This is a genomic window from Gaoshiqia hydrogeniformans (assembly GCF_049347105.1).
In the GTDB taxonomy this organism is placed as follows: Bacteria; Bacteroidota; Bacteroidia; order Bacteroidales; family Prolixibacteraceae; genus Gaoshiqia; species Gaoshiqia hydrogeniformans.
The window spans coordinates 58,245-76,987 of sequence record NZ_CP186334.1 but is presented as its reverse complement, the minus strand read 5'-3'; the positions used below and the strand labels follow the sequence as shown (position 1 = coordinate 76,987).

At 38.6% G+C, this 18,743-nt stretch carries 19 protein-coding genes; all 19 read left to right on the top strand.

Going from position 1 to position 18,743, the window contains the following annotated elements; genetic code table 11:
- The first annotated feature begins 388 nt into the window (after positions 1-388).
- On the top strand, positions 389-2,023 hold the full coding sequence (locus ACOIT5_RS00385) for a type I restriction-modification system subunit M (RefSeq protein WP_423128491.1): 1,635 nt from the start codon (positions 389-391) through the stop codon (positions 2,021-2,023).
- Entirely contained in the window at positions 2,024-3,256 is a 1,233-nt protein-coding gene (locus ACOIT5_RS00380; RefSeq protein WP_423128490.1) for a restriction endonuclease subunit S, read from the top strand.
- Positions 3,257-3,259: 3 nt separating this feature from the next.
- On the top strand, positions 3,260-6,115 hold the full coding sequence (locus ACOIT5_RS00375; protein WP_423128489.1) for a type I restriction endonuclease subunit R: 2,856 nt from the start codon (positions 3,260-3,262) through the stop codon (positions 6,113-6,115).
- 5 nt (positions 6,116-6,120) lie between these two features.
- A complete protein-coding gene (locus ACOIT5_RS00370; RefSeq protein ID WP_423128488.1) occupies positions 6,121-7,176 on the top strand; it encodes a DUF4917 family protein in 1,056 nt (351 codons plus the stop codon).
- A 103-nt stretch (positions 7,177-7,279) separates the two neighbouring features.
- Entirely contained in the window at positions 7,280-7,516 is a 237-nt protein-coding gene (locus ACOIT5_RS00365) for a multiubiquitin domain-containing protein (protein ID WP_423128487.1), read from the top strand.
- Entirely contained in the window at positions 7,516-7,932 is a 417-nt protein-coding gene (locus ACOIT5_RS00360) for an E2/UBC family protein (RefSeq protein WP_423128486.1), read from the top strand. Before ACOIT5_RS00365 ends, ACOIT5_RS00360 begins: the two co-directional genes overlap by 1 nt.
- Complete coding sequence (locus ACOIT5_RS00355; protein ID WP_423128485.1) at positions 7,929-9,389, top strand: ThiF family adenylyltransferase; 1,461 nt, start codon at positions 7,929-7,931, stop codon at positions 9,387-9,389. The genes ACOIT5_RS00360 and ACOIT5_RS00355 overlap by 4 nt, the downstream gene beginning before the upstream one ends.
- Positions 9,382-9,807 (top strand): DUF6527 family protein, encoded by a 426-nt coding sequence (locus ACOIT5_RS00350; protein ID WP_423128484.1) that lies wholly within the window; start codon positions 9,382-9,384, stop codon positions 9,805-9,807. The genes ACOIT5_RS00355 and ACOIT5_RS00350 overlap by 8 nt, the downstream gene beginning before the upstream one ends.
- A gap of 219 nt (positions 9,808-10,026) precedes the next feature.
- Complete coding sequence (locus ACOIT5_RS00345; RefSeq protein WP_423128483.1) at positions 10,027-10,203, top strand: hypothetical protein; 177 nt, start codon at positions 10,027-10,029, stop codon at positions 10,201-10,203.
- 137 nt (positions 10,204-10,340) lie between these two features.
- Entirely contained in the window at positions 10,341-11,228 is an 888-nt protein-coding gene (locus tag ACOIT5_RS00340; RefSeq protein ID WP_423128482.1) for a transposase, read from the top strand.
- Between the two features lie 93 nt (positions 11,229-11,321).
- Positions 11,322-11,753 carry a hypothetical protein gene (locus tag ACOIT5_RS00335; RefSeq protein WP_423128481.1) on the top strand — a complete coding sequence of 144 codons (432 nt, stop codon included), beginning with the start codon at positions 11,322-11,324 and terminating at the stop codon, positions 11,751-11,753.
- A 60-nt stretch (positions 11,754-11,813) separates the two neighbouring features.
- Positions 11,814-12,482 (top strand): hypothetical protein, encoded by a 669-nt coding sequence (locus tag ACOIT5_RS00330; RefSeq protein ID WP_423128480.1) that lies wholly within the window; start codon positions 11,814-11,816, stop codon positions 12,480-12,482.
- Positions 12,483-13,265: 783 nt separating this feature from the next.
- Positions 13,266-13,760 (top strand): hypothetical protein, encoded by a 495-nt coding sequence (locus tag ACOIT5_RS00325; RefSeq protein WP_423128479.1) that lies wholly within the window; start codon positions 13,266-13,268, stop codon positions 13,758-13,760.
- Entirely contained in the window at positions 13,744-14,859 is a 1,116-nt protein-coding gene (locus ACOIT5_RS00320; RefSeq protein ID WP_423128478.1) for a hypothetical protein, read from the top strand. Before ACOIT5_RS00325 ends, ACOIT5_RS00320 begins: the two co-directional genes overlap by 17 nt.
- A complete protein-coding gene (locus tag ACOIT5_RS00315) occupies positions 14,846-15,034 on the top strand; it encodes a hypothetical protein (RefSeq protein ID WP_423128477.1) in 189 nt (62 codons plus the stop codon). The genes ACOIT5_RS00320 and ACOIT5_RS00315 overlap by 14 nt, the downstream gene beginning before the upstream one ends.
- Positions 15,035-15,177: 143 nt before the next feature.
- Entirely contained in the window at positions 15,178-16,086 is a 909-nt protein-coding gene (locus ACOIT5_RS00310) for a CHC2 zinc finger domain-containing protein (protein ID WP_423128476.1), read from the top strand.
- A 202-nt stretch (positions 16,087-16,288) separates the two neighbouring features.
- On the top strand, positions 16,289-16,687 hold the full coding sequence (locus ACOIT5_RS00305; protein ID WP_423128475.1) for a plasmid mobilization protein: 399 nt from the start codon (positions 16,289-16,291) through the stop codon (positions 16,685-16,687).
- A gap of 6 nt (positions 16,688-16,693) precedes the next feature.
- Entirely contained in the window at positions 16,694-18,103 is a 1,410-nt protein-coding gene (locus tag ACOIT5_RS00300; protein WP_423128474.1) for a relaxase/mobilization nuclease domain-containing protein, read from the top strand.
- A 281-nt stretch (positions 18,104-18,384) separates the two neighbouring features.
- Positions 18,385-18,735: a helix-turn-helix domain-containing protein gene (locus tag ACOIT5_RS00295; protein WP_423128473.1), complete on the top strand. Its 351-nt coding sequence runs from the start codon at positions 18,385-18,387 to the stop codon at positions 18,733-18,735.
- Positions 18,736-18,743: the final 8 nt, after the last annotated feature.

The following is an 18,743-nucleotide window of genomic DNA, read 5'->3' as shown; positions in this document are numbered from 1 at the left end:
GGTTGAATATACTTCCGGTTTAAAAAACATCACCCCTTTTCCACGCTGATGAAAAAAAATCTGAAAGAACCAGTAAAATAAAAGGTACTGCTTTCGCTGACGAAGACCGGGTGGGGTTTGCAAAAAGCCGACTCATTAAATATTTGGCCGGATGATATACCCGATTCTCATTAACCCCGGATTAACATCCCGGTGGAAGAGGGAAAGTGCGCTGAATTAATAGGAGCTTTGCCCCACCGCACAAACAGCACATCCCGCAAAACACACAGGCAAACGCACAAATCCCATTTTTGCGGGAAGAGCTGTTTTTAGCCCACGCACCGCAGGTAATTCCAAGCTTTATCTGTACTTTTAGAGCTTTTACAAACAAGATTGAAAATTATATTGTATGTCAGAAGACCATAAAAAACAATTAGAACAGCAACTTTGGAATATTGCCGATACGCTTCGGGGGAGAATGAATGCCGATGAGTTCCGAGATTACATACTCGGATTTATTTTTTACAAATATCTGGCTGAGAAGATGGAAATATATGCCGACTCCATTTTAAAACCCGATGGAATTAGCTACCAAGATATACAGGAAGACACCGAACAAGGAAAAGAATACATTGAAGCAATTCGGGAAGAATCATTGGAGAAACTTGGATATTTCCTTAAACCATCAGAATTGTTTTGCGAATTAGTAAAACGTGGAAACGGACTTGGTCACGATGCCTTTGATACAGACCAGGAACAAATCGAGGACATAAAGTCTGGAAAACTTGACGACAAAGTAACCGCAAGTAATTTCATCCTCGAAGACCTTCAAAAAATCCTGATTAATATCCAAAACAGTACGATGGGTACGGATAGCGAAGAAGATTTCGACAATCTTTTCGAGGACATGGATTTAAACAGTACCAAACTCGGTAAAACTCCCGAAGCACGAAATACAATAATTGCAAAGGTGCTGGCGCACCTTAATAAAATTGATTTCAGGCTAAACGATACCGAACTGGATGTTTTAGGTGATGCCTACGAATACCTGATTGGACAATTTGCCAGTGGTGCAGGAAAAAAAGCAGGAGAATTTTACACCCCACAAGGCGTAAGTACCATTTTGGCAAAACTGGTTACAACAGGAAAAACAAAACTAAAATCCGTTTATGACCCAACCTGTGGTTCGGGTTCTTTATTGCTGCGTGTAGCCAAAGAGGTGGAAAATGTAAACAACTATTACGGTCAGGAACTTAACCGTACCACATACAACCTTTGCCGAATGAATATGATTTTGCACGATGTGCATTACCGTAAATTCGACATTAAACAAGAAGACACACTGGAACACCCACAACACCTCGACATGCGTTTTGAGGCGGTGGTGGCGAATCCCCCTTTCTCCGCCAAGTGGAGTGCCAACCAATTATTTACAAGCGACGACCGCTTTAGCCAATACGGAAAACTGGCACCAAGTAGTAAAGCCGACTTTGCCTTTGTGCAACACATGATTTACCAGTTAGACGACAACGGCACTATGGCAATTGTATTACCACATGGAGCATTATTTAGAGCTGGTTCAGAACAACACATTAGAAAATATCTGATAAATGAAAAGAATTATTTAGATGCAATAATTGGTTTGCCAGAAAAGATATTTTTTGGTACGGAAATCCCTACATGTATTCTTGTTTTTAAAAAATGTAGAGAACATCCGGGAGATATATTGTTCATAGATGCTAGTCAAGATTTTGAGAAAAGTACTCAAAATTACTTGCGTGATATTGATATTGATAAAATTGTATCAACATATCAGTCACGAAATGAATTGACAAGATATAGTGTTAAAATTGGATTAAGTGAAATTGAAGAGAATGAATACAATCTTAATATCCCAAGATATATTGATTCCACTATAAGTGAAATGGAAATAGATGTCTCCCGAGTTTCAGAGGATTTACACTCTTTAGAACAAAAGCTTAGTGCAAATAAAACTCGAATCGAAGATTTTTGTAAAGAATTAAATATTTCAGTGCCATTTTAAATGAAAGACACACACATTAATCCAGTATTGCGTTTCCCCGAGTTTCATGAAAATTGGAAAAGTGTCTCATTATCTGAAATATTAGATGAGCACAAAATTCGCAATAACAATCAAGAATATTTGGAAGTCTTTTCTGTTGCAAAAGAAAAAGGTGTAGTTAATCAAATTGAACATTTAGGACGTTCCTATGCATCTGAAAATTTATCTAATTATAAAGTTGTATTCCCAAATGATATTGTTTACACAAAAAGCCCTACTGCAGATTTTCCTTTCGGTATAATAAAACAAAATAAAACAGACAGAATAGGGGTTGTTTCAGTGCTATATGCAGTTTTTAAACCAGAAACTAATAGCATCGGGTCATTAATTGATATATTTTTTTCTTCAAGTACCAGTACATTTAATTATTTAGTTCCGTTAGTTCATATCGGTGCAAAGAACACTATGAATATAGGGAATAGTGACTTCCTAAAAGGTGAAAAAATCAATATTCCGACATCTTCCAAAGAACAAGAAAAAATAGTTGGTTTCTTTTCCGAAATAGAAAAGCGACTTAGTTTATTAAGAGAGCAAAAAGAAAAACTGCAAAATTACAAGTTGGGAGTAGTACAAAAACTATTCAAACAGAAAATACGTTTTAAAAAATCAAATAATGGTGAATTCCCTGATTGGACAGAGATACCTGTTTCTAAAATTCTTAAACGATATTCAGAACCTGTGCAAGTTGACGTAAATCAAACCTACCGAGAACTGGGAATTCGTTCGCATGGGAAAGGTATATTTCATAAGGAAGAAATAACAGGAGAAAAACTTGGAAATAAAAGAGTCTTTTGGGTAAAAGAAGATATGCTTATATTGAATATTGTTTTTGCATGGGAAAGAGCAGTAGCAAAAACAAGCTTGAATGAAGTAGGACTTATTGCTTCACATCGTTTTCCTATGTATGCACCTATTACCAATGAAGTATCAATAGACTTTATATACCATTTTTTCCTTTCTCCTAAAGGTGAATATCTTCTTAAACTAGCTTCACCAGGCGGTGCAGGGCGAAATAAAACTTTAGGGCAGAATGAATTTGAAAAACTGAAAATAAATATGCCGAACTATGACGAACAGGTTAAAATAGCTGAATTCCTTTCAACTCTTGACAATCAAATATCCAATATTGAAGGCCAAATTGAGCAAACTACCCAATGGAAAAAAGGGTTACTACAAAAAATGTTTTGTGCCTAAACTATGAGCAAACAACCCGAACAAATATTAGAAAACCAGCTAGTAGAACAGCTCCAAAAGCTAGGTTACGGTTTGGTGCATATCAAAGATGAGAATGAGTTAATTACCAACCTGAAAACCCAGCTTGAAAAACATAATGGAGTTACATTTTCCGAAAGTGAATTTGAAAAAGTGCTGAATATCCTCAGTAAAGGTTCGGTTTTCGAAAAAGCAAAAACGCTGCGTGAGAAACAGCACATTGTTCGGGATAATGGCGACAACTTATATTTTGAGTTTATTCAAACCGAACATTGGTGTCAAAACCAGTTTCAGGTTACACACCAGGTAAGTATGGAGGGCACATACAAAAACCGCTACGATGTTACCTTACTTATAAATGGCTTGCCCTTGGTTCAAATCGAACTCAAACGCCGTGGGTTAGAGCTTAAAGAAGCGTTCAACCAAGTCAATCGTTATCAAAGGCATTCGTTCGGGGCAAGTGCTGCCTTGTTCCAATACATTCAGCTATTTGTCATCAGCAACGGGGTAAATACAAAGTATTACGCCAACAACCGCTACCAGTCATTCAAACAAACATTCTACTGGACAGACAAGGGGAACAAACGCCTAACCAATATTCTGAACGGTTTTACCAGCGACTTTCTTGAACCTTGCCATATCTCAAAAATGATATGCAAGTACATTGTACTCAACGAAACCAATAAAATACTAATGGTATTGCGCCCTTATCAGTTTTATGCCGTTGAAGCACTTATCGACAAGGTGATGCACAGCCGCAAAAATGGCTACGTTTGGCATACCACAGGTTCGGGCAAAACATTAACCTCATTTAAAGCAAGCCAAATTTTAACGGCTTTGCCAAAGGTTAAAAAAGTGGTGTTTGTAGTCGACCGTAAGGACCTCGATTACCAAACCAACAAGGAGTTCAACAGTTTCAGCAAGGGATGTATCGATGGCACCGACAACACCAAACAACTGGTTAACCAGTTTGCCGACGATACCAAGCTTATTGTCACCACCATTCAAAAGCTCAATACTGCCATCAGCAAAAAGCAGTATCAGGGCAAAATGGAGAAGATGCAGAACGAGCGTATTGTTTTCATTTTCGATGAGTGCCACCGTTCACAGTTTGGAGATACCCACAACCGCATAAAGCAGTTTTTCAACAATCCGCAAATGTTCGGGTTTACGGGTACGCCAATCTTTGCCGACAATGCAGCCAAAAACGAATTAGGTAAACGTACCACCAAAGATTTATTTGGCGATTGCCTTCACAAATATGTCATTACCGATGCCATAAAAGACGAAAACGTTCTGAAATTTTCGGTTGAATATGTAGGGCGGTACAAAAAGAAAGATGCAGCCACCGAAATTGATATTGAGGTAGAAGACATCGACACCAAAGAACTAATGGAATCGTCTGTTCGTTTAGAGAAAATTTCCAATTACATACTGGCACATCACAAACGCAAAACCCACAATCAGGAATTTACTGGCATGTTTTGTGTGAATGGCGTAGAAACACTCATTAAGTATTACGATATTCTGCACAAGAAAAAAGAAGCTGGTGAACACAACCTTAAAATAGCAACCATTTTCAGCTTTGCAGCCAACGAAGAAGATGCCGATGCCAATGGCTTTATACCAGAAGAACTTTCGGTGGTGGAAGAACCTCGTGCTTTGTATGGTCTGAACAAACACAGCCGTGAAAAGCTCGACGAATATATCGGGCATTACAACCAAATGTTCGGCAGTAACTTTTCAACCAAAGACAGCCAGTCGTTCTACAACTATTACAACGATATTTCCAAAAAAGTAAAGGAACGTAAAGTTGATATTTTACTGGTCGTAAATATGTTTCTGACAGGTTTCGATAGCCCTGCACTCAATACCTTGTACGTTGACAAAAACCTGAAATACCACGGATTAATTCAAGCCTATTCACGTACCAACCGTATACTGAATGAGCAAAAATCGCAGGGAAATATTGTTGTATTCCGTAATCTTAAAAAGCATACCGATGGTGCCATTACCCTCTTTAGTAACAAAGAAGCTATCGAGGAAATCATAATGAAACCTTATGAGGAGTATGTAAAGAAATTCAACGAGGCATTTATCGAGTTGCTTAAAATCACCCCAACGGTAAACAGCGTAAATGATTTACAAACCGAGGAAGACGAACTGAAATTCATTAAGGCATTCAGAGAACTGATGCGCCTAAAAAACATCCTCTCCACCTTTGCCGATTTTAAATGGGAAGATTTGGCAATGACCGAACAACAATTCGAAGATTACAAAAGCAAATACCTCGATTTACACGACAAAGTAAAATCCGACAATCAAAAAGAAAAAGTTTCCATTTTAGATGATGTTGATTTTGAACTCGAATTAATTCACCGTGATGAAATAAATGTTACCTACATACTTAAACTGTTAGCCAACCTGAAAGATGCCAAGAAAGCCGAACAGGAGAAAAAACGTAAAGAAATTCTCGACATTCTTTCAGGCGAAGCGCACTTACGTAGCAAGCGTCAACTGATTGAGAAATTTATTTTGGAAAACCTACCCGTTATTGAAGATTCAGAAGATGTACCCGAAGCCTTCGAAAAATTCTGGAGCGAGGAGCAAATCAAAGCATTCAACAAGCTGGTAGAAGAAGAAAATCTGGAGGCCGACAAAGCCGAGAAATTAATTGAAAACTACCTATTTGCCGAGCGAGAACCATTACGCGACGAGGTGCTGGCATTAATCCAAGGCGAACAGCCCTCAGTTCTCCAACGCAAAAAAGTTGGTGAAAGAATACTCAAAAAAATAACAAACTTCGTTGATACATTTATCAATGGCCTGACAAACAGCTAGGAAATATGAATGAAAGTCTCCAAACTTACCAAGAGGTAAACGACTATTTAAGAAAACGCAATCGTCAAAAACACCTGTTAATGGGGAATGGTTTTAGTATGTCTTATGACTCTGGCATTTTCTCATACAATGCATTGAGCAAATTTCTTGAAAACTTGAAAGATGATACACTACAAAAGCTTTTTCAGATAATCAAAACAAGCAACTTTGAATTATTAATGGAGCAACTTGACAATGTCGCTCAGATTTCCAAAGTTTTTGGTGCAGAATCAAAAGTTGTAGATAAAATTAATCAAGCAACGTTGACTTTAAAGGAAAGTTTAATAAATGCAATAAAAGAATTGCACCCTGAACATGTTTTTGCTGTATCGGAAGCAAAAAGTAAAGCCTGTGCAGCTTTTTTAAATTCGTTTCTTTCGCAGAACAGTAAAGTTTTTACTACAAACTATGATTTGCTTCTTTATTGGGTTTTAATGCGTAATGCAATAGAAAACAAAGGCGATGGTTTTGGTCGGGAAGCAGAAGAAACTGATGTTTGGGTTCCTGAAGAGGAAATACAATGGTCAGAACTGCGCTGGGGCAAGCACAAAGATTCTCAATCCGTTTATTATATTCATGGTGCATTGCACATCTTCGATGCTGGAGTTGATATCGTAAAAGAAGAATATGACAGTCAACATGTTTTACTCGAAAACATCAAGGCTCGGATGGAAAGAAAAGAATATCCAATTTTTGTTACTGCTGGTAATGGTAGTGAAAAATTAAGCCATATTAGGCATAACAGTTATCTAACACATTGCTACGATTCACTTTCTTCAATTTCTGGTTCTTTAGTTTGTTTTGGTTTCGGTTTTGGTGAATATGATGAACATATAATTACCGCAATAAACAGTGCTGCAAAAAAGAGAAGAGATAAAGACGGGAACTGGCAAATATTAAAGAGCGTTTATATCGGTGTGTATGATGATAATGCTGCCAAACATATTCTTTCAATCAAAGATAAATTTAAATGTAAAGTAAATTTATTCGATTCCAACACGGTTAATGTTTGGGGTAACTAATGTCTGTAAAAAATCTTCTATCTTTTCGTTAAAATAGGATTTTAGACAGACTGGCGTTATGTCCAACTTAAAATAATAGTATTAATAATTTAAAAGCAAAATCATGAGTAAAAAAATTAAATTCAAAATCGAGAATGAAATGCATGAATGGGACAATCAATTCATTACAGGTGCAGAAGTTAGAGCAATTCCTCCAGGAATCCCGGCAAGTATGGATTTGTTTGTAAAAAGACAAGGCAAACCCGGAGAGCTTGTTGAAAACGACCAGCAGATAGATTTAAATGAACCGGGAATTGAAAAATTTTACTCACAAGTTGCGAACTCAACTCCCGGTATTTAATGGCTTTGTTATTTGACGAAGATTACGAAATTCTCGCAAGCTCTGGACTTGAATTTGAGGAAGATGAAGCAAAGAGATTTTTAGTAATTAAGGATTTTCCGTTAAAACCCGGACTATACGAGCATGCCAACGAACCAATTCAAAAAGTTGACGTTTTGGTCGTCATTCCTCCAAATTATAACACAAGTGGAAATGACATGTTTTGGTTTTATCCTCCTTTAACTAGAGCAGATAAGAAACAAATACCAGCTGCATTTATTTTTGGGCAAGGAGATTCTAGAATACACAATGGAAGAGAGTATTGCCGATGGTCGAGGCATTTTACAGCCGATACGTGGAAACCAAAAGTTGATAATATTCAAAAAATATTAAGCCGAATTGAGTGGGCTTTAAAAAAACCTGATGCACAAAGATGAATGAACATAGAATTACATTGCTTGGTAGTCACGAGAAGATTCTAAAAGAATGGATAACGACTCATCCTGATGGTCATGAGAGAGGTGCAATTGTTTTATTTAGAAGAATAGCTCGAAAAGTTGAGGGACTTCCGAAATCAGATAGATTCTTATCTGTGGAAATTATTAGGATGGATGGAGATTGGATTATAGATAGTTCTACAAATCAATTTACTATCAATATGAAAAAATTCCCCGAGTTATATTTTCGTTGTGAAAATGAAAACTTAGAACTAGGATTTGTTCATAACCATCCTGATGGACATTTGTTTTTTTCAGAAATGGATGATATTAATGAGAAAAACATTCTCCATGGATTATCTGGATGCAATTCCCCTCTTTCATTCTTAATTTCACTAATTCTGTCTGATAATAAATGGATTGGACGGATAAGGCAAGGGGAAAAGCCAGAAAATATATTAGGAACTAGACATATTTCATTCCTAAATGAAAAACTTGACCTTTACGGCATTCAAATGCCCGATGAATCGCCGATAAGCTTGAAAAGACAGGAAAAAGCTTTTGGAAAACCATTTAATACTAAACTTCAATCTCTAAGAGTTGCAATTGTTGGGCTAGGTGGAACAGGCTCTCCAGTTGCAAATTTATTAGCTAGAACTGGTGTTGGTGAACTAATATTAATTGATGGAGATTTATTAGATGAAAGTAACTTGAATCGAGTAAGTGGTTTTTCCAAATGTGATATTGGGCTTAACAAGGCCAATATTGTTATGAGATATATAAAGTGTTTAGGGCTAGAAAATAAAGTAGTTGCAATTCCGAAACATATTAACGAGTCAGAAGAAGCATTAGATGCATTATCAAGTGCAGATATTATTTTTGGATGTACAGATGATGTTGCTGGAAGAGATTTATTAAACCAAGCATTGTATTATTACTCACAAGTATACATTGATGTTGGACTTTCGGGAAACGTTGATAAAGACCAAGATGGTAATCCTTATTTAAGGACTCAAAAAGGTCGCGTTAGTTGTATTCTTCCAGAATATGGTTCATGTTTACGTTGCCAAAATGTAATTAATGACCAAATGTTATCAGATGAACAAAAATTAAAAGATAACCCAGAGTTAGCGGATTTGGACCCTGAAATTTTGAAGAAAGATTATTACATTTTTGGTGCGAATGTACAATCTCCTGGAATTGGTGCTTTTACAAGAGGTACGGCTAATAACGCTGTTGCAACTTTAATGAATTTGATTTCTAGTTACAGGAACTTACCTTCGGATTTAAGACAAGACAATATTTGGATTGATTTTATTCACCTTAATATCCATAGTAATACTCCGAGAGATATTCCTGAGTGCATTTATTGTAAAGAACACCTTCTTCTTAAACAGGGAGAAGGAAAATATCGTTTAGCTACTCCTCAATATGGCAAAATACTTATAGATGATTAAATGGGTTAAGAGATTAGTAAAAAGGCTTTTTCATAGCGAGAAGAAATTCTTAACTAGTAAAAAAGATGAGTCATACTTTGATTCCATTACTATTATGGACAAAACTCCTAATGAAGATTCTTTAAATGAAAAAGACTTTGTTGAAGTTGTTTACCGTAATCAATCATATTGGGCTATTTTTAATTGTCCGTGTGCTTGCAAAAACGTTATTACGTTGCCATTGCAAAAAAATCATAATCCACACTGGAAACTTGAACATTCGATTGAAGGGAAGCCAACTTTGTATCCATCCGTATGGCAAAACAAAGGTTGTTTGAGTCATTTCTGGATTGCAAATGGGAAAATTGAGTGGTGTAGCAATACTGGTATTGAACCTTGGGTTGCAGAACCAAAATATTATAAAAAACCAATAAGCTAAAAAAGTCAGCACATGACAATGTATAAAATAATAGCCGAGACAGTAGTAAATTAAAGGGTTGTAGCCCACTTCAACTTTCTTGCAACTTGACAGGAAAGTGGTACGCAGTCGGCTACGATTCTTATACTAACCGTCAGACTGTCTAAAAATCTAAACGTATTGTTAAAAACTCAGGCCGATATCAACACTGATGAAAAACAAACATTTGAATCTTTAGACATGAAGTACATCCAAGTACAAAACAGGGATCAAACCTATCTTTTTCCGGTTTCGTTGGACAATGCTGTCGACCCCGAAAATGAGGTTCGTTTAATTGATATTTTTGTTGACAGCCTAAAGTTACAGGAACTCGGTTTTAAAGTGGAGTTTGTTGAAAAAAGCATTGGCCGAAAGTGATGGCGATGAGAAATAGGAAATAAAAAAAAGAAATTGAAAAACAAAACCAAAGGAAAGACAGGTACAAGAAACTGGAACTGCAATTAAAAGAAAGCGGTCAGCCACAGGTTTCAACCTCCGACCCCGGTAGTCGCCAGATGATTACCCGTAACAACATTACCGAGGTTGCCTACGACATTCGAACCACGGTTGACGACAAACACAACCTACCGTTCGACTCCCATGTTACCAACACCAATGATGCGAAGGCAATGGGAAACATGCTGCAAAGAGCCGAAACCATTTTAGGCACCAATGATTTTACCGCTCTTTACGACAAAGGCTATCATACCGGTAGCGAATTCCAAAAGGCCGATGAAATGGGCATTGAGGTTCTGGTGGCCATTCCGTCCGTAGCCGCCAATGCCCCAACCCCGGAATACAATGTCGAAAAATCTAAATTCGACAAATCAACCGACTGCTACACCTGCCCGCAGGGGGAAATACTGACTACAAACGGAAGGTGGCACCAGGCCAAAACCTATCGTTTTAAACGCTACACAACATCAGCATGCAAAACATGCCCGGCAAAACCCGAATGCTCAAAAGCCATTTGCGGAAAAGCTATCCAGCGAAGCGAATACCAGGAACTGGTTGATGACAATAAAAAACGAATCAACGACAACAAAGAACTGTACAGAAAACGGCAGCAAATTGTGGAACACCCATATGGCACCATAAAACGACAATGGGGGTTTAACTACATTATCACTAAAAAGGGAATTAACCGGGCAAGCGCTGATGTCGGGTTCATCACGACAGCATACAACTTTCGCAGGATTATCAATATTGTGGGCCTAAAAATACTGAAAGAATACCTGGAAGCGGTCATTTCTTTTATTCTTGAAAATATGTCCCTGTTAAAACTTAGATTAAGCGATATAAGCGATTTTGAATATCAGTTAAAGAGAAAAAAAACAGTTCTGTTTAAATGCTTAAAACAGCTATATTTAATCCGGAAACTAACGGCAGAAACTAGTTTTTAGACAGACTGCCGTTGGCGGTAATTTGAAGACTACGAATTTGGAGTGATTTTAATAAAATTTATAACCTTAGAATAGCCTAAAAACAAAAAAAATATGGACAGTAATTATTACTATAGTCAGCTTGAACAGTTGAATGAAGTTGTCAAAGAATCCGCAGATAAAAAAATATCCTTTTATCAACACGTAATTCTTGTCTCTTCAAGTATTCTTGGAATAATAATTTCGCTTCATACAATAACTTCTCCATGCATATATGTTCGCTTGACATTTGTTCTTTCTGTTATTTCCCTTTTAATCGGAATATTATCTATGGTCGTCGTTCTCTATGACTTTTCACATCTACCAGAGCGAATCCGTCCGGTATTTCAAAATGAAATAGAAAAATCATTAAAGAAAGATGAAAAAGTGAACCCCGTTTTTGTAAAACATAAAAGAAGAACTTTGATCCTTGAAAAAATATCATACCTATTTCTGCTTCTTGGAATGGCATTACTTGTGACTTACAATGTATTAATTTCTTTATAGCCGATAAGTTAAGATTAGAATAAAAAAACAACTATTCATGTAAAACGCAATATCTCTACCATGACAAATAAACCAGGTGTGCTTCATTTTCAGATAATTCAATCAAATATTGATTTACTGTATATGAGATTGGGACTGAGTTTGAATAATATTTTAAAAATGTTAGAAAACGAAAACGATTTCAAAGGATTCTATAATCCCAAGAAATATAAAATAATTGACTGCGATGATGTTGGAGAGTTTACAAAATTTCAATCTACAATAAAAGGATTAAATAATTACATTTATTATAACAGCTTGGTTTTGTCAAGTTATTCTGTTTTTGAGCATTCTTTAAAATTAATCTGCAACTTCATTGATAAATACTTTGTTTTGCCTGAGAAATTTATTGACAAACCTATAGACATATTGGGCAACTGTATGAAGTACATAAAAAGAACACAATTAGTGGATTTTGGTGATACGGAAATTGACAAAATTTATATGCAAATAAAAAAAGTCAACAAGTTGAGAAATTTAATTGCTCACTACAATGGAAATTTAATTAAGGATAGAAGTAAACCTTTAAAAAAACAAACTAACTATAATTTATTTAAGTCGGATAAACGGTTGATAATCATTGGAAATGGCCAAATTTATATTGATAATGATGAATATATTAGCTCCTTCGTGGAGGAATCTGAAAAATTTTTGAATCTGATAATTAAACAAATAAAAAACAACTGCTAATCGAGTGGGAAGCCGCTAGGCTTTTAGCCTAGCGGAGAACCCCTCACACCATCCGCCAGCTGGCGGATACGGGTCTCCTATACGGCGGTTCATTAAGATATAGGGCAACTTTTCCGTAATAAGATAGCATGGCTTCATAGCCTCGTTTCCGCAAGCGTTCCAATGTAATCGTAGTTCCCAGAATCGGGCTTTGATCCGGCAGCTGCCGGACCATCCCCCATCCGCGAACAGCTCCACTGATAAGCCTGCTCTTGCGGAACGCCTAATAGAATCAGGTTTTTCCCTTTCCGTTTCCCTGATCATTGGAGTGCTTTTTCGGTCATCCCTTGGCCCCAAAGGCTTTTTTTATTTTTTATCCTATAAAAAAGCCTCTCAAAACCCTTGATTAATATAAGGTTCCAAGGGTTCCAAAAAAGGTTCCAACAAAAAGTTGGACTTGTGGGCGCTTTCTCAAGCCTTTTACTTTGCCTGTGAAACGTTATTTGACATGCAGGGTGAAAACGCTGCCTGATGCTCACTGTTGAGGGAGAACTACATCGGGAGTAGCTGAGATGCAGGAAAGCACCTTTCAGTTTCGGGAAAACAGAATGAGTGCCCTATCTGTACAGATAGACGTGAGTAGCCTGACAGAAAGTAAATCAATTTTTAAGGTAGCTGGTTTTTAATATTAATGCCAGCTACTGTTGAAACCCATATGAAAACCAAGTCTTTGGTATCGGATTATCAGAGGCTTGGTTTTATCTTACAAAAGAAATAATCTTAGGATACCTAACAAAAACAACCATGGCAAAGATATATGTTGCAAGCAGTTGGAGGAATGACTTTCAGCCGGGTGTTGTTTCCTTTTTGCGGGAACATGGTCACGCGGTTTATGATTTCAGAAACCCTCCGGGAGGAACGGCATTCAAATGGTCAGATATTGATTCCAACTGGAAGGGCTGGTCAACGCAGGAATACCGAAAGGCATTGCAAAGCCCGACAGCCCGGTCCGGGTTCAATTCCGATTTTAGCGGTATGCAGTGGGCCGATGCCTGTGTTTTGGTCCTCCCGTGTGGCCGCTCGGCAAACAGCGAAGCGGGTTGGATGAAAGGGGCAGGGAAGCATGTCGTTGTATATTCTCCGGTGAAACAAGAGCCGGAATTAATGTACAATCTGTATGACTATATTGCCGATGATTTGAAAGAAGTGGTTGCCGCAATTGATGTCGTTAAAGCTGTTAAAGCAACAATCAATCCAGCCAATGACTATTCGCGTGAAACGTATGGATTTAAACGCTAGCCCTTCGCTGTTGAATTCCTCCCACAGGCTAAATCAAAGCCTTTCAAATTTAGGGCGGCTGGACCGGGCTATTGCTGAGAATTTATCTGATATCAGAAGCAGTTTTGATGACTGCTCGGGAATTGCGCTTGATTTTATCGTTTTCATCTCCCAACGAATCAAAACAGATCTTTTCGGGTACACCCGTTTTACGCTGAAGGATTTCTGCCAGGCAACCGGGCGGAACAGACAGGATTTGGCAATTAAGCACCTCCTGTTTCGGGATCAAAAAAGAAAAGCTCCGGAAATTGATGGTTTTAAGTTTGAAACCGTCTTCGATTACGCGCTGATAACCATGATGCAAAGGAATCTGATCTTCAAAGATGTATATGAAACCAAAGCTGATGATAAGGTGATCAGGCTTGAATCAATCAGGATCATTAGTGATGTCAGATTAAACTTTTCAAGAAGAAGTAACGAAGTCAAAATATACGATGTCCGCATCAGTCCGGAGATTCTGGAAGGTTTTATCAAACGCTATTATACCATCGATATCGATGCTTATAAATTAGCAGGTAAAGGCAGAGGCAAAGAAAACAGGCAGTCGTTGGTGATTTATTTGTCAATCCTTCGGCACCTGCTCTTTTCGCAGGGGATGAAGAAAACCACCGTCTCCCTTGATATACTAGCGAAACAGGGAAATGTCAATATGAATAAAGAACCTTTCCACCTGAAAGAAGCCATTCTTCATCTTTTGAATCACCTCAAAGAAAAGGCCCGTTTCCCGTTCGAATTCCGGTTTGTCAGAAGCGGTGCAAATCATAAATACCACGTCGAATTTGTCTTTCAGGAAACAGCTTCCAAGAACCTTCTGATAAATGAGCACAATTTTTTCTATTCGCTGATGAATGACCTCAAGACATTTTTCAACTATAAATATGCACATCTTCCCAGCCGGCATAAAGGACAGAGGGAGCCGTTTCAATCCTGGCTGACTTCAACAGCTGATACGGCGAACAAAGTTCAGATCCTCAAATCGGCCTATCTCAAGTCCTTTCAGATTCATCTGAATGAGATGGAAGCTTATAATATAGTAAAAAGCGGCTTTGTGGAGAAGTGACCCTGTCGGACTTTTCGATAGGACTGTCGGCTATTTCGATACCACTGTCACCCTTTTCGATATTGCTGTCGAACGTTTCGATACCACTGTCGAACTTACCGATAATGGTGTCGGCTATTTCGATACCCCTGTCGAACTTTTCGATACTGTCGAACTTTTCGATGAAACAAAGTAAGCGCACTGCTGATAATCAGCCAAATGAAGAAGTCGCTGTCGGGAAGTTCGATGAAATATATAGAGTATATCCTTTTAAATAAGATACCCGCCAGATTTAAATGCCCCAGCCCATTTTTTTTAAGCGAACTAAAAAAGAAAATCATGAACATTGCAGATATTAAACGGAAAGTCCCAATCTCGGAATTTTTGAAACGGGAAGGTTTTATGCCGGTGCGAAGGTCGGGAAGAGAACTTGTATATCGTTCGCCCTACCGGAATGATACACATCCTTCCCTTACGGTCAGTGACGAAAAGGGATTTTGGTACGATCATGGCGACGCGCGGGGAGGCAATATTATTGATCTCGCAACACTTTTATACCAAACAACTGTGAAAGACGCGCTAAGCCGGATCAACAACCTCTTCGACGGCAGCAATCCGGAGCCATTGATGACACATAAAAACCGGTCGGATTATCCTGAATATCGCCCAAAGCACATCATCCAGAAACTAAAGCCCCTGGGAAGCAATATGGCCATCGCTTCCTATTTGCAGGAAAGAGGCATTTACGAAGAAGCCATAAAAAGCGGAAGGATTAAGGAAATTTATTACGAATACATCAATGCTGAAGGGGAAAGAAGGCGTTATTTCGGCGCCGGTTGGAAAAACGAATCGGGCGGTTACGATGTGCGTTCAAAATACGCGAAGATCTGCATCAATCGGAAAGACGTGCTGGTTATGAAAGGCCACACCGGAAAGGTCAACCTGTTTGAAGGTATGTTGAATTTCCTGAGCGCGCTAAAAGAAAAGGCAGTTTCTTTGCATGACACCAACTTTGTCCTCAATTCTCTTGGACTCTACCGGAAAGGCATCCAATACCTGTTGGACTACCAGCCTGTCGAAGCCAACCTTTTTCTTGATAATGGAGAAGGCGGCGATAAATTTACCAAACGTTTTATGGAGGAGATACCGACTGCTGTTGACAAGAGGCATCTTTATTCTGAATATGGTGATTATAATGAAAAGGTCATGGCGGACATCAACACCTCCAACATCAGGTACAGCCGATAACTGGGGTGTATTGTCAGGATGTTACAGATGGTCCGTGTTATCACATTGTATCGCGATTTTCATCTTTTTCGTTCGCCGGCCAGGAAAAACGGGCTTCCGTTTTTTCCGTTGCAAGATATGTTTTTGTTCCCACAAAAACCCTTGCCCAAATAACTTTGGGGATCAATGATTTCGCGACTCAATCATTTAACAGAAACATCTTATGACTGGAATTTCAGGAAGGCCCCGGAATAAGTCGGAGGAAAATAAAACATCTGAGATAAAAGTAAGATGCCTGCCCCGGGAAAAGGAAGAAATTATCCGGCTAGCCAAAACTTACGGTTTGAGTATGACCGCCTATGTATTAAGAAGAAGTCTGGGTCAGAAAATCACTTTTAATCATATTGAACTGCTGAAGGAACTGCACCGGTTGAACCTGGAGCTTGCCAGAACCGGTAACAACATCAACCAACTGGCCAGATATGCCAACACGATGAATAAAGCGGGCAAGCTAAAACCTGAAATTGCGGATAAGCTGCACGCCATCCTTGCTTCGTACATACAAAAACAGGATGAAGTGCGGGTCGCATTCCGAAAACTGATCCGAATGATGAGCAAATAAAGAGCAATGATCGTTAAGATATTATCAAAAACCGCCACTTTTAATGCCGTCCGGTACAACACCAATAAGATGGACCGCCAGACGGGGGAGCTGATGCGGATTAAAAACTTCGGGATACTGGGCAATGTGCTTGAGCTTACACCGGAGGAAGTGAAAAATTACCTGAAAGCTTTTTCTGCCGCCAACAAGAGAGTGAAGTCGCCGCAGTTTCATGCCATCATTTCTTGTAAAGGGCGCGAATATAATAAAGAACAGTTGGCAAACCTTGCTGAAAGCTGGCTCTCTAAGATGGGCTACGGAGAGAACCCCTATATTGTGGTTTTCCATTCGGACACCGAAAACAACCATGTACATATCGTTTCCACCCGGGTCACAAAAGATGGTAAAAAAGTGGATGACCGTTTTGACCGTCCGCGGGCTATCCGGTACCTGGATGAAATCTTAAAGCAGGATATCCATCAAAAACAGGCGAACTCCATCAAAAACATTGAATCCTATTCCTTTTCCACCCTGGCTCAGTTTAAGATGTTGTTTGAAAAGATGAATTTTAGCATTCAGGAAAAAGATGGAAATCTCACCGTATGGAAATCGGGAGAGATGATTAAAACCTATTCTTTGGATAAGCTGAATACAATGGCCGGATCATACCGGAAAGACAACAAACGATTGGCACAGTTAAGACAGATCGTTCACAAGTACAAAACCGAAACAGATAGTTCCTTGGTTGGTGTATTTCAGAAGTTACCTGGAAACCAGGATGGAAAACTGAGTGCTTATCAATCGGATTTAACCGACTTGCTGCACGAAAAATTCGGCCTTGAATTTATCTTTCATTTCAAAAGAAATCATATTCCTTACGGCTATACCATGATAGACCATAAAAACAGAACGGTTATTAAGGGAAGCGAACTGATGAAACTAAGTGAATTGGTTGACCTGAAAGCCGAACCTCGCAAAACTTCAAAAGACATCGAAATAGCAAATCTGATCCGGCATTATAATATAGAAACTCCGGAGCATGCCAGCTTGCTTGCACGATTGTATAAGATTTCTGCCAGGAAAATACAGAAAGGCAGCAAACAACTGAACGTCCAAACCAGGGATGACTACAGAAAAATCTTCGACTATTTTCTGAAACATCGTCCCCTGACAGATCTTGCCCGATTGAATATTTTTCCGATAAAAGAATCGGGGAAATGGTATCTGCTGGACACTGGCTCCCAATATATTCTTCCTGCAGATGACGTGCTCCCGCCCAGACATATCAGAGAACTGAATGACTACAAGATAGATGAACCAGTGTATCATCATTTGGAAGACAACAAAAGAAATCATCTGAATATTTTCACCAATGACGTTGATGATGAAAGGGTGTACGGGAAAGAACGCCGGAAAAAGAAAAGAGAGAACCTGTAGAATGAAACATGATACGAATGAAGGTAGTTTTCAGAAAGCTCTTTATACTGCTGATCTCATTATAACTTATTCCATTGATGACATGATAGACTGCTACATTGTTCCGTTGGGATAATGTTTGAAAGTTAACATGTTATGTTGTTCTAAAGATAGCTTGTTACATTGTTATATTTCTTACCACAATCAAGGGATCATAATTGCCCCTTCTCTGATCAAAGGCCGCAGCAACCGTGGTCTTTTTTATTTTCTGATGAATTTTTAAAAGCTAAAACCGATTTAAGATGGGAAACAAGAACCCTTACATTTTTCCCGGACTTGTCCTTTCCATTGGGGAAATTGAAAATGCTGCCGCCGCTACTTGGAATATTCCTGTCAACAGCCTTTATCAAAGAACAAAAGCAAGGGAGGTAGTTGAAGCCCGCTACAGCGTGTTTTATTACCGCAAAACGAAAATGAACCAGCAGGAACCAGATATAGCTGGCACTGTCCCCTTCGACAGAACCACCATTATCCATGCGATAAAATTAACAGAGAACCTCCTGGCATTTAACCGGGCTTTCCGGGAGAAATACCGGTCATTTGAAACATCATTGTCTGAGAATCTGGCGAATGGACATAAGGTCTGTCGCTAAAATGAAAA